At 41.0% G+C, this 13,089-nt stretch carries 7 protein-coding genes; 5 read left to right on the top strand and 2 right to left on the bottom strand.

Annotated features, from left to right (window positions below; genetic code table 11):
* The first annotated feature begins 86 nt into the window (after positions 1–86).
* From PGR74_RS09770 to PGR74_RS09755, 4 genes are all read left to right on the top strand, one after another.
* Entirely contained in the window at positions 87–1,394 is a 1,308-nt protein-coding gene (locus PGR74_RS09770) for a TlpA family protein disulfide reductase (RefSeq protein ID WP_041502771.1), read from the top strand.
* 149 nt (positions 1,395–1,543) lie between these two features.
* Positions 1,544–2,227 carry a hypothetical protein gene (locus PGR74_RS09765; protein WP_041502948.1) on the top strand — a complete coding sequence of 228 codons (684 nt, stop codon included), beginning with the start codon at positions 1,544–1,546 and terminating at the stop codon, positions 2,225–2,227.
* A 132-nt stretch (positions 2,228–2,359) separates the two neighbouring features.
* Entirely contained in the window at positions 2,360–3,940 is a 1,581-nt protein-coding gene (locus tag PGR74_RS09760; RefSeq protein ID WP_041502772.1) for a sensor histidine kinase, read from the top strand.
* Positions 3,941–3,979: 39 nt separating this feature from the next.
* Complete coding sequence (locus PGR74_RS09755; protein WP_041502773.1) at positions 3,980–4,666, top strand: response regulator transcription factor; 687 nt, start codon at positions 3,980–3,982, stop codon at positions 4,664–4,666.
* A gap of 60 nt (positions 4,667–4,726) precedes the next feature.
* Here PGR74_RS09755 and PGR74_RS09750 read toward each other — a convergent pair whose 3' ends face one another.
* A complete protein-coding gene (locus PGR74_RS09750) occupies positions 4,727–10,456 on the bottom strand; it encodes an alpha-2-macroglobulin family protein (protein WP_270517018.1) in 5,730 nt (1,909 codons plus the stop codon).
* A 590-nt stretch (positions 10,457–11,046) separates the two neighbouring features.
* Between PGR74_RS09750 and PGR74_RS09745 the strand changes: the two genes are divergently transcribed.
* Complete coding sequence (locus PGR74_RS09745) at positions 11,047–11,598, top strand: RNA polymerase sigma-70 factor (protein WP_041502775.1); 552 nt, start codon at positions 11,047–11,049, stop codon at positions 11,596–11,598.
* A gap of 145 nt (positions 11,599–11,743) precedes the next feature.
* Here the strand turns inward: PGR74_RS09745 and PGR74_RS09740 are convergent, their stop codons facing one another.
* The gene (locus PGR74_RS09740) at positions 11,744–12,865 is read right to left on the bottom strand and encodes an alpha/beta hydrolase (RefSeq protein ID WP_442985417.1); all 1,122 of its coding nucleotides are present in this window, start codon (positions 12,863–12,865) and stop codon (positions 11,744–11,746) included.
* Positions 12,866–13,089: the final 224 nt, after the last annotated feature.

The following is a 13,089-nucleotide window of genomic DNA, read 5'->3' as shown; positions in this document are numbered from 1 at the left end:
GTTTTTGGTCTTTTTATTTACCTTTTCTTTAACATATTGTGATTGCGCGAATATTTATCTTTGTATCCCATTTTAGGTTTGAAAGTATGAGGGTACTGCTTGCGGCAATATATTTTTTGACATTGGTTGCGTGTACACATTCTGATAGTGTACAGGTGGGAGGGCGTTTTGACGTGCAAGACTCGGTTGTCCGGATTACCGCCAACAATCGTGAATTTACCTTTCCTTTGGATGATAAGAATTTTTTTTCCGGAAAAATAGGTTTGGAGCGTGCTACTTACGCGAGTATGGATCGATACGGCATCAGTTTGTTTTTAAGTCCCGGTGAAGATCTGGAAATCAATGTAAATTCGATGGACTTTGGGGGAACTTTACAATTTCGCGGGACGTTGGGAGCCATCAATAATTATTTGTACGAACGGGAAATAGAAAATGAATTGAAATTTAAACTTTTTGATTTGGATGAAGAGGAGTTCGTAAAAGAGATGCAGAATCTGATTCGGGAAAAAATATTACTGTTGGAAGCTAAAAATTTTGGGGAGACCTTTTCGGATTTGGAACGGGAACGGATCAAATACGTTGTTGCCGGATGGGCTCTTTACTACCCTAATTTCCACCGGATGGATTCATTGCATGGGAAATATGTTCCGGGTCCTGTATTCGATGAATTTGTTTCCGGCTTCTCTTTGGACAATGGAGACCTGATTGGTTCACGGGATTTTTCCCGATACGTGTTGAACTACATATATTACAAAGGACGTAGTATGGATATACGCGAGCTTGTAAATTATGTATTGGAGAATATTCATAATCAGACGATAAAAAACTATTTGTTGTCGGAGGTAATCATGAATCATGTGACAACGAAAGGATTAAGGGATTCGGATTATTTACTCTCGCTTTGTTGGAAAGAGGTGACGGATACGGCGAAAATATCGAGAATAGAGAGGTTGGTGGATCGTTGGCGGCGACTTTCGGCCGGGGCTACCGCACCTGATTTCGGGATGATGAATCAACAGGGCGAGGAGTTTTCTTTGCGCTCGTTTGCCGGCCAATACGTTTATGTCTATGTATGGGCGACCTGGAATGAAGCTTCCAGGGAAAAATTTGAAGCTTTAAGGCTTTTGCAAGAGAAGTTTAAAGAGAAAAAAATACGTTTTGTCGTTCTCTCGTTGGATGATGTACAACTTAAACATCTTTGGGAGAAGTATATAGTGGAAAATAATATTCCGGGTGAACACTATATCCTTCAAAAACGGGACGAGTTTTGCGCCCGTTATATGGCTTACACTTTTCCTCGTTTTTTATTGATAGATCCCATGGGAAAGATTATTACGCCCACGGCTCCCGCTCCTGACGGAACCGAATTGCTTTTTAAGACGCTTGATCTGTAATACTTAAGATTTTTTGAAGCTTTCCGACAGATAATTCTTTTATGAATGATATTTTTGTATATTTGTCGTAAATTAGCGGATATCTCATGAAGATACCATTACATCCTCAGGATGTGTATTTTAAGTAATAAAGACCAAATATGTTTATTATGAGAAGAATTAATTTAATTTTAGTGCTTATCGCATTTCTATTAAGTGCATGCAATAGTGATCAGGTTAAAGTTCGGGGAAAAGTGGAAGGCTTGAATGGGCCTGTAAAATTAATGGCTGAGATGCCGGGGAGACCGGGCTTGACCATTCTTGCTGAACAGGAAGTGAAAGATGGTAATATAGATCTGAGAACGGATAGTCTGAAAATTCCGGCACGTGTTTGGGTGGATATTGACGGGAAAAGGACCCTTGAAATTATTCTGGATACGAAGGACATGATCTGGATTAAAGGTAAGATCAAATTTCCGACTGAAATTGAAGCAAACGGTTCCGGATTGATGGATGAATACGAGAATATTAAGAAGCAATTCAAAGAAAAATACGAAGAACCTATTAAGGAGTTAGAGGCTAAGAACGAGAAGATCGCCAATAGCAAGAAAAAGAGCAAGGATTATGAAATGTTGATGGGCGTCAATCAATTGAGGATTCAACGTTATTTGAAAATGCGGGCCAACTGGGCAAAAGCTTTAATCGAGGCAAATCCGGGTAAGGAAGTTTCTTTATTTATCTTAAAAGATGAGTTGGTTGATAGCTTGGATGCACAGAAAGCTCTTTTCAAAAAGATGATGATCGAGAATAAAGAAAGTAATATATACAAAGTATTAGAAGACAAATTAAAGTAAAAAACCATTTTATGGTTTATTTTCCCGTTTTTATTACTTAGTTGTTTTTGAGAGGTGCCTTTCCCGGGTACCTCTTTTTTGTTGCATGATGACGTAAAAAATACTATTTTCGCTAAATCTATTTCTGTTGGTATGATCAAAAAAATAATAATCAGAATATTAACCGTCGTTATGTTGGTCGCCTTTATTGCTGTCGTCGGTGTACAGTGGTTTTGGATAAAATACAGCATGAGAGAAAGCGAGATCCGTTTCTCCTCAAAGGTGCATGCGGCCCTGGAGCAGGTGGTAAATACGATTGATGATATTAATAATGTTCGTTATCTTACCGAAATAACAGAACACATGAAGCGTATTGAAGAGCAGAGTAAAGAGGTGATTCCCTGGGATTCGACGAATATGGAAGGAGAAAATTTTCCGGCTTTTTCTTTTATTACGCAAGTATGGGAATACGGTAGTAAATCCTCCAACAAGAGTACTACTTTCGTGATCGAAACGCCGGGTAGCATCCCTCCTCATAATTTGCCGCAAAGAAGATACCTGAATCAGGACCTTTTGGAGCAAAGCATTAAGACATTGGGGTTTGGAATCCAAGATACGACGAGTAATTTGAGTCAACAGGCTCTGTACAAGAGATTGGAGGATCTCATGTTGAAATTGATTAAAGAGAAGGATCCGGAAAATGTCTCTGTCGAAAAGCGGTTGGAAGGTGTAGACATCAATAGGCTTTTGCGAATGACATTGGATGCTAAGGACATCCGTCTTCCTTTTAAGTACGAGATCATAAGAAAAAAGGAGTTGAAACAAAAAGCCATAAGGGATGACCTGAAGAAAAATTTCTATTGTACGGATTTATTCCCGAGGGATTGGATTGTCAAGGATGCGATTTTGGGCATTACCTTAGAATCGGCAGATTCGTTGATTTACGAAAATATCGGTTGGATGTTGATCGCCTCTGCTTTTTGCATTTTCGGCTTAATGGGGGTGTTTATTTTCACCATAGTAGTACTTACGCGTCAGCAAAAAGTATCTGTCATTAAAAATGATTTCATCAATAATATGACGCATGAGTTTAAAACGCCTTTGGCGACCATATCTTTAGCGACATCGGCAATCGAAAAGGAAAAGGTATTGAATGATAAAAATCAGCTGTTGAAATTTAATACGATGATCCGTAAGGAGAATGACCGGATGAATAAATATGTGGAACGTATTTTGCTTCAGGCCAAATTGGACCGCAGAGAGATTCATTTGAATAAAGTAGAGGCCGATTTGAATATATTGGTAGATGAGGCCGTACAACATTTCCGGTTACAGGTTGAAGAACGGGGAGGAGAAATTAAGGAAGAGTTGGATCCGGAAGGATTTGTCATGGAGGCCGATGAGGTACATATGTTAAATGTCGTGTGTAATTTGTTAGATAATGCGATCAAGTATTCGTATGATTCGTTGAATATTTATATATTTACACGTCGTGTCGACGGACACTTTATTATTGGGGTTTTAGATAGCGGTATCGGAATACCTAAAGAATCTCAGAAAAAAGTGTTTAAGCGATTTTACCGTGTACCGAGCGGGAACTTGCATAATGTAAAAGGTTTCGGATTGGGATTGAGTTACGTGAAGTCGATCGTGGAGTTGCATAACGGGACGATACGCTTGACTTCTAAGAAAAACAAAGGGACGTTAGTGGAGATTATTTTTAAAATAGAGTAGACAAACTATAACCTGAACCATAAATTAAAAATTGAGTGTATGGGACATAAAATACTTTTGGTAGAAGATGATCCTTGTTTCGGATCTGTTCTGAAATCCTATTTGGAGTTGTCCGATTATGATGTGGTCCATTGCGTGAATGGACATGACGGATTTGAAGCTTTCCGGAAAGAGAAATTTGATCTGTGTCTTTTAGACGTGATGATGCCTGAAATGGATGGATTTACACTGGGTAAGAAAATTCGGGAGATCGATATGGCCGTACCCTTTGTGTATATTACGGCTAAAAGCATGAAAGATGATATGAAACAAGGATACGAAATCGGGGCGGATGATTATATCGTTAAACCGTTTGATTCCGAATTGCTTATTTTTAAAATAAAAGCGATTCTCAGCAGATGCGAGCACGACGAGACGGAAGTAAAACCGAAATTTATAGAGTTGGGTGCTTACGTTTTCAACACGGAATTAAGAACGATCACGAAAAATGATGAGGTAATAAAGCTTACCCCGAAAGAATCCCGTTTATTGGAGTTGCTATACTACCATAAGGACGGATTACTGCAGCGGGAAAAAGCGTTGAATGAGATATGGGGTTCGAACGATTATTTCACGGCGAGGAGTATGGATGTTTACGTGACGAAACTACGTAAGTATTTTAAGGATGATCCTTCTATCAAAATTGAAAATGTACATGGTTCGGGATTTCGGCTTATCCTGGAATAGCAATCGCAATGTCCCTAAATTATAAATGCCGTCCGTTGATGTTTCGGACGGCATTTTTAATTATTCTTCGATTTTTAATATTGAAGCTTTGCTGTTGGCTGAATATTGCGGCGCGTATATACATTGCAAGGTGGCAATTCCTCCCTGGTAGACTCCGTCTTGTGCAACCCATAACGTGTATTCGAATACATGGGTTCCTTTGGGAAGGAATTCGAAGAAGAAATTCATGGCTGCATCCGTGGTCTCCTGGTAGTAGGAGATGCCGTTTTGCCAACGGTAACCGGAAAGCTGTTCTGTCGGTTCAAGGCAACCGGCACGTAAATCTTTTAAATGAACGAACTGCATATCCTGCCCTGTTTGTACGGTGATTCGAACATTGATTTTATTTCCGATCCGTAGTTTCTGATCGGCTAAAGGTATCAGGGTTTTCCCGTTCTTTCCTGTTTCTTCTATGAAAAGTTGCTTGTTCACGGATACCCCACCGGAATGAGACGTTATCCTGTCTAATTTTTCAAAATATTGCAGATAGAGACCGCCCCAGGAGGCCTGATCGGTGGTTTTAGTAATACTTGCCTTCGTCATTTTGGATGTGATCTCCTTTGCCGTATAGCTTTTCTTTATGTATCCCAATTTCGCCTCTTCCGGCGTGACATTGATATTTTTGTTTCCCAATTTTATCGCCAGATGATCTTGTTGGGAAAGTTGATCTTTTCCCGTGAGGACAAGGGCGTAAATGGCATCCACGGTTGTTGGCGTACTTCCCCAGTTTTGGGTTTGTTTCTGACGTAATAGCCACTGTTTCATGAGTTCGGTATCCTTGGAATCTCCTTCGATCTCGTGAAAAGCACTCATGAGCGCCACCTGGGTTTGAATGGCCGAATTGGTAAATAAATTCGAACGGTTATTGGCCCAAAACATGCCCATTTCCGGAGTGATGGTAGCGTATTCTTTCAGCGAATGAAGAATGCGTTTAGCCGTTTCTGTTTCACCGTAACGGTACAATGTCATGGCGACAAGGGCTTTTTCATAAAGAGATAGATCGGCCCAGGAATCTTGGAATTTCGATAGATAGTGTTTGTGGGCTTCTAAGGCGTTTGTTAGAGGAATATCCCGGAACGAACTCCTTGTATAGAGGTACAGTAATTGCGAATATCCGTATTCGTTTTTTTCACTATATTCTCTTTCGATTTGATCGTCTAAGTATTTTAAAGCCTGAATTTGCATCGTTTTTTCTTCTTGAGATAGTTCCGTCGCTCCGGTTCTAACTAATCTTGCCATGGCTTCTAATACGTTCTCGGTAATAAAGGTATTGGACTTGGATCCTTTAAACCAACTCCAGCCTCCATCGCTGTTTTGCAGTCGGGCTAATTGGGTCAGGGCTTGTTTACGGATGTAGTTTTGACGATTGATATCTAATAATTCTCCCAATAGGTGCATTTGCCCGGTTTCGTTTTGAGCCTCTCTTACCCAGGGTGTCAATTGGAGAAGGATGGATTTTAATTCTTCATTTTTTTCTAAAGGAGAGGTCAGGGTATTGCCCGGTTTTCTAAGCCATTCTTTTATTGTCCGGGTAATTTCTGGATTGGCATTTGCGATAGCGGTAGCTAATGTGCTGACATAATAGGATGCCGTGATTTCGGTGACATTGTCCGTTTGAGGGGTGTTGATGCTCGGTAGGGCCAGTACCGCGTACCAGATCGGATTGGCTGTCATTTCAAGCGTCAACCGATACGGAGTAATCTTTTTAGGTAGGTTCATCGCGAACGTCTCTTCTCCTTTGCGAATCATATAAATGGGTAAGGTTCTGGTTATCGCTATTTCATTCGGAACGACTACTATCACTTGCTGTTCTCCGTCGCTGAAGAGGGAAGAGGAGGCCACGGTTCTGCATCCCAACATATCGAACCCTTCCGGAACTGTAAAAGAGAAGCTGAAAGTTTGGTTTTGATCGGTAGCTACGTTGAATGATTGCGTTTGTCTGCTAATCGTTTTGTCCGTTATAGGATCGAATAACTCCAAATAAATATTGCCTTGTTGTTGAGACGGGGAGAGATTATTCACGGTAGCCTTGAGTATTACCTGATCTCCGGTACGGACAAAACGGGGAAGGTTCGTGCTTACCATGAAATTTTTATTGGTGAGTACGGATTTCTCCAATTGGCCGAAGTCCATGTCGGGAGTGTGGGCTAAAGCCATAAAACGCCAGGTGGTCGTAGCTTCAGGGACGGTAAATCTGATACTAATATTTCCGGCGGAGTCCGTGCGTAATTGCGGATAGAAAAAGGCCGTTTCCTGTAAGTTTTGTCGGATTTGTACCGGGGGAGTTTGCTGTTCTTCCGATTTTGCTTCGTCCGAATATTCACCGGCATAGTCATATTCTGTAACACTGTTCTCTTCCAATACGGCATCCTGCATGACCGTTTTGGCTGCCCGGCCGGCAGCGTATCCGCGAACGACGATGGGCTGATTGAATTTCAACCCGAAAAGGTTCAACCGGTCGAATTTGAATGCGGGGATCTTGTAATTTTTTGATTTGAAATCGATAGATCTGTATATGTTGAACGAAAGAGTGTTGGCGTCCCATTGCGGTGTTATTTCGTAGTACCGGAGCACAGGATTGAAATACCATCTGTTCGAGGCGAATTGATCTAAGGATGCATCGTACATTCCGGCCATAAATTCGGCGAACACGGGTTGTTCCGCCTTGTTGCGAACCGTAAAACTCCACTCCTCTTTTTGTCCGGGAGAAAGATGATCCCGGAATGACTCGGTGAAGATATCCAGTTGCTTGTCGGGCTCCTGTCGTTTAATCGTGATGGCATTATAGAATAGTTGTCGATCCTTCACGTAGGTGATAAGTAATTGGATCGATTTTCCGTAATCTGCCTTATAAGGGACGGATAGCGTGATGTTCTCGTCTGTTAGCTCAAAACGTTTTCTTTGTATAAATTGTCCCCGATCGTATATTTCGTATAAAACGTATACGTCGGAGGCGGAAGAACCCAATGTGATTTTGGCCTCTTCTCCGGGCTTACAAGTCGTTTTTTCTTCTATAAGCCAGTTATAAGTCAATATCGGCGGACGTTTGTCCGATGGGTCGTAGAGATAAAAGATTCTTTGTCTGCGGATCTTCTGCCCGTTGGAGGTACTGCCTTCTGCCGTGAACAGGTAAGCTCCGGAAGGATAAATGGATAAATCGATATGTAACGGGTTATTCCCGGTTTTATAGACTCCCTGGAGAATCTCTTTTTCAATGATGGCATTGTTTATCGAATAGGACTCTTTTAAATTAGAGAGAGGTTTGAGTTGTGCGATGGAGTAGTTTACCGTCTGAGCTAATGGATTACCGTTAGCATTGACAGCTGTGATTTCTACATCGAGAGGGTTATGCTTGTTCCACCGCGTGGGTAGTTGTATGCTTAGTTGGTAAGGGGTCTTGTCGATACGGAGTGTAAATTCTTTTGTTTGTGTTTCTCCGTTCGGAGAGGTAATGGTAACCGAAACCGTGTAGTAAGTGTTGTATACTCCGGTATAAGGCGTATCTTGTGTTGTCGTGTCTGTGGCAAATCGAATTTGGAAATTTCCGTTGCGATCCGTCATTACTTCACCGTGGGATATAAAACGTTTGGGATTAAATCGGTAGAAATTATTTTTGGATAACGTGTAGGAGACTTGACAGTCGGATAAACTTACTCCGGAATAGGTTTTTGCTTTCCCTTTTACGGTTATCGTGTCGCCCGATTGATAACTTCCCGTTACAGGATCGAACGTGATCTCGAATTTGGGACGTTGGTATTCGGCAACGCTTACAAAATGTCGGGCTCCGTCAGTACGGATCGATACGTGGCCGTTTAATATATCTTTGGGAATCGTGAAATTTCCGGCAAATGATCCGAACTCGTTAGAGGTGAACCGTTTACTGGCGATCTCCTGGTTGTTGGCATCGTGGAAGGTTACGGTATACTCTTTTCCCGCGATTGCTTTTGAATTTTCTTTATTGGCTTCCCAGGCTATTCCGCAGAAATAGATCGTCTGCCCCGGCCGGTAAATGGCCCTGTCTGTAAACAGGTTTACCTCGGATAGTTGTGTGGGATTTTGATAATTGGAATAGTATGAAGGTAGATAATGAATAGCACCGTAAATGTCTTCTCCTGAAGATATTTGAAAACAGAGCGTATTTCTATGGTCCGTGGGAATAGAAGCCATGCCGTATTTATCTGTACGATATTGAGAAATGTACTGGTAAGTTTCATTTCCCGTCCGATTATAAATATTTACCGTCGCTCCGGGTATGGGTTTTCCGCTCTCCATATCGCATACCAATAGGGAATTGGTATTTTTCTTTATTTGGCGAGGGAATCCGGCGAAATGGCTGGAACTGAAATAAAGAGTATCTTTTTCTAACGTGTTTCCCTGACTGCTGATAATCAGTTCGTAAAGACCGATCCGGGAGATCGGGATCTGAAAAGTCGTGTCGTATGCAATCAGCCAGGAGGGAAGTTTGTATGAACGGGTTGAAATTTTTTCTTTCGGATAGGCTTTGGAGGTACCGGTAAGATAGTCGTTCATTTTTACGTTTAATTTATACAATTCGAATTTGATGGAAGAGGTATTTTTGTAGTTTACGTGGATAATCTGGTCTTTTCCCGGATATACCGTTTGAAGGAGATTGACACTCACTCGGCTTCTTTTGATTGTTGTTTCCAAATCTTTTAAGATATTGATCCTAAAATAATGGGGAAAAAGTCGAATTCCTTCCTGGCATAATCGAAGGGCTTTGCGCGTCTCTTTTTCCTCTTCGGATTTTGTCGGGTTTTCCGGATTCTCTATATGGATTTTAGATTTCAATCGTTCGATATTTTTTTGAAGGTATAATTGGGCAAGAGTATGCAATATCTCTACTCGAAGCGGATCGTTCCGGTATTCTTCGTTTAACTCGAATAGGGCTTTTTCAAAGAGAGAGCTGGCATTTACGCTCGTAATATGAGTCGATACGAAATTCAGCCGTTGTAGATTGGCCCATAATAATGTATTTTTTTGTCCCGAATTAAATTGAACCTGAAGTAAAGATTGGTATAAGCGGATGATGTATTGATCGCAATTATAAGGTTCTTCGGGTAGGGGCAATTGGACAAATTCGTCTGCGGGAGCAAACAGCTTATCGTTCGTGAGAGGTTTTTGCTCAAAGAAGTCGGAAACGTAGTAGCTTATGGAAGAGAGCAGTTTGATACTGCGATAAACAAGTAAATCATAAAGTGTCGGACTGAATTCCCGGGAGTCTTTTCCTAAGATTAAAATATCTTTGTATTGCAGGCTGTTTGTGGCGATTAGTTCTTTAGACGGTTTTAGAGAAGCTTCTATATGATGGAAAATCTTTTCAATAAAGATGTTACCCGTCCAAATTTTCATATCTTCAGGTGTGTATCCGCTGATTGGAGTCTGCCTGTTGATTTCAAAGGCCCTGTTTATATAATAGGATTTGTATAATTCGGCTAAAAGCGAGTGTAAAATACTTTTTTCAACCGGATTATTACTTGTCGCTGTAAGACTTTCTAAATTGGACAGCAACGTCGGTATACTGTCTTGGTCGATTAAGCTTTGGTATTTGATCTGTAGGATAATCGACTTAATCAAAAGAGGAGAGTTTTTCTTTTTTAAGGCTTGTTCATACGTCTTACGAGCTTCGGTCAAAGCTGTCCTCGGATTTTCTTCTGCATTTTCTGACTGTCCGAATCCTTCTGTTACGAACAGAACGAAAAGTATGGCTACAAGTAATCTTATTGTTTTCATTTCCTTTATTTTTTCGTCAATAATCAATTTATTATTCGTTTTTAAAGCTGAATAGTTGTTCTATAGATGCTATTCAACGGATAATTCCATAAAAATAATGATAATTTTGAGGATATAAATAACTATTTACATAAACATACGGTGTCCAAAGAGCTTTTTGATAACACCGAATTTAGAAAATATTTCTATATATGAGAAGAAAGGACATCTGAAGTGTTTGTCGATCTGAATTATCCGTTTTATAATGACATTGTTTTTCCCGGGGTATTGTTTCTATGGCCCCGTGTCGTGTAAAGTTGATGTACCGGAAAGAAAAATGAAGGTACTTTTCAGATTGTGTTACGAATTGAAGAAAACGCTTTTTTGAGAAGAAAGAAGAGAATAAGTTGGTTGTCGTTTTTTTGCAAGAGGGTATACGGCTAAAATGACCTCTTGATTCTGGTGAAATTGAATCTTTTTAACGTGCTGATGGATAATAACAAGATAAAGATATTATCTTTGACGGGGTGATTTTGTTGTGGAATTTTTGAAGTTTTGATTAGCGATCATTTTTTTCGTGTTGGAAATAAATAGGGTAGTTTTTATATACTATGGTGGATAAAGTCTCTTTTGATGCGATAAAGCGGGGTGATATAAAAGCCTATAAGACTTTGTTTCAGCAATATTACGCGTCCATGTGTACCGTCGCCAAACGGTATATAGGAGATGGGGATGCGGCTAAAGATATTGCTCAGGAGATTTTTATCAAACTATGGGAGAAACGGGAAGAGTATGACACGATCCCTAACTTGGAAATCTTTTTGTATGTATTGGTACGTAATCGCTGTTTTGACTATTTGAAATCGCGGAAAGATACGGTTGACTATATGGATTCGGAAGTCGTCGGCAATGAAAGTTTTTTTAGAGATCTATTGATAGAGGAAGAGTCTTATCGAATTATTTCCCAAGCCATTGATGCCTTGCCCCCGCAAAGCGCCCGGGTCATTAAGCTCTCTTTGGACGGAAAACAAAATAAAGAGATTGCGGAATTGTTGGGGATTTCGGTGAATACTGTTAAAACATTGAAATACCGTTCGTTAGAATCATTAAAAACCTCCTTAAAGGATTATTTCTATATTCTTCTAATTTTATTAGGGATTTAAGCTCTTCGGTTTTCTTGTCGTATTATTTTTTTTGTTTTGGGTGGTGGGTTACGGATGGATGACCGGCTTCATCTGTCGAACCGTGTCGGACAAATGAAGCCGGAAAAATTTACGCGTAGGTAATCATCGCTTTTTTACGCGTATATCATTTCAGGTAATTGTTGAAAAATGTTTCCAACTGATCGAAGGGTATTGTATCCGTACGGTCGTATAAATCCGTGTGATTTGCACCGGGTATGATCGTTAACTTCTTGTTGTCGCCTTTCAGCTTTTTGAAAGCGTCCTCGCTGAAATAACGAGAATGGGCTTTTTCTCCGTGTATCAAGAGTACGGCACTACGGATTTCATCGCTGTAAGAAAGGATAGGCATGTTGATAAATGACAGGGCCGATGTTTTGTTCCAGCCGCGGTTGGAGTTTAACGAGCGGGGATGATAACCGCGTTCGGTCTTGTAATAAGCATGATAGTCTTTCACGAATTGCGGAGCATCTTCAGGCAACGGATCGATCACGCCTCCGGCAAGTGCATAAGTGCCGTTCCGGTAATCTGCGGTCCGTTGTGCGTTAAGTTGCTTACGTAGTTCGTGGCGAGCATCGGCATCCGTTGCATCGAAATAACCGTTAGCGTTTACACGGCTCATATCGTACATCGTCGAAGCTACCGTTGCTTTGATGCGAGTGTCGATAGCGGCTGCGTTGATCGCCATCCCTCCCCAGCCGCAAATACCGATAATGCCGATTCGTTCTGGATCGACATCGTCGCGTGTCGAGAGGAAATCGACTGCCGCGCAAAAGTCTTCTGTGTTGATGTCCGGCGACGCCACGTAACGGGGTTCGCCGCCGCTCTCGCCTGTGAACGATGGGTCGAAGGCTATGGTTAAGAAACCGCGTTCGGCCATAGTTTGAGCGTACAGGCCGGATGATTGTTCTTTTACGGCTCCGAACGGCCCGCAAACGGCTATGGCCGGTAATTTCCCCTCTACTTTTTTCGGTATATACAGATCGGCCGCGAGCGTGATGCCGTAGCGGTTACGGAAAGTTACTTTGCTGTGATTTACTTTGTCGCTTTGCGGGAATACTTTGTCCCACTTTTGAGATAAATTCAAATTCTCCTTCATATTCGTATCGGCTTTAAAATGATTTTCGTTTGCTTCGACTCTCTTTATCGATTTTGGTGTCCGTTCTCTGTCTTTTCCGTGACATGGGACGCATAAGGCTGTAATTGTCAATACCGTTAAAAATAAAATTCGTTTCATATTGCTCTTCATATCTTATTGTTTTAATACAAAAATACGGAGTAGCTATATATCGTATCATACCAAAAACAAGGTTCGATTTACCTTATTTACGGATTTTGCAATTTTTACTATTGTTTGATGTTCAACGATATTACCTGAATCACGGAATATACGGAAAGAATTACCCCGATTACCGTTTTCGGATGTGATCCCGGTTCGGATACGATAAAAACACTATCTTTGTTCTGAATAAA

This window comes from Sanguibacteroides sp. AM78-02pH3A, from assembly GCF_027666085.1.
GTDB lineage: Bacteria > Bacteroidota > Bacteroidia > Bacteroidales > Marinifilaceae > Gabonibacter > Gabonibacter massiliensis.
Note: the sequence above shows the minus strand (reverse complement) of the source record. Positions and strands in the feature narration are given on the sequence as shown.

What these genes read in the sequence shown, in the direction of transcription:
- PGR74_RS09770 (WP_041502771.1), top strand. Translation starts at nt 87, where the DNA reads ATGAGGGTACTGCTTGCGGCAATATATTTTTTGACATTGGTTGCGTGT.
- PGR74_RS09765 (WP_041502948.1), top strand. Translation starts at nt 1,544, where the DNA reads ATGAGAAGAATTAATTTAATTTTAGTGCTTATCGCATTTCTATTAAGT.
- PGR74_RS09760 (WP_041502772.1), top strand. Translation starts at nt 2,360, where the DNA reads ATGATCAAAAAAATAATAATCAGAATATTAACCGTCGTTATGTTGGTC.
- PGR74_RS09755 (WP_041502773.1), top strand. Translation starts at nt 3,980, where the DNA reads ATGGGACATAAAATACTTTTGGTAGAAGATGATCCTTGTTTCGGATCT.
- PGR74_RS09750 (WP_270517018.1), bottom strand. Translation starts at nt 10,456, where the DNA reads ATGAAAACAATAAGATTACTTGTAGCCATACTTTTCGTTCTGTTCGTA.
- PGR74_RS09745 (WP_041502775.1), top strand. Translation starts at nt 11,047, where the DNA reads ATGGTGGATAAAGTCTCTTTTGATGCGATAAAGCGGGGTGATATAAAA.
- PGR74_RS09740 (WP_442985417.1), bottom strand. Translation starts at nt 12,865, where the DNA reads ATGAAGAGCAATATGAAACGAATTTTATTTTTAACGGTATTGACAATT.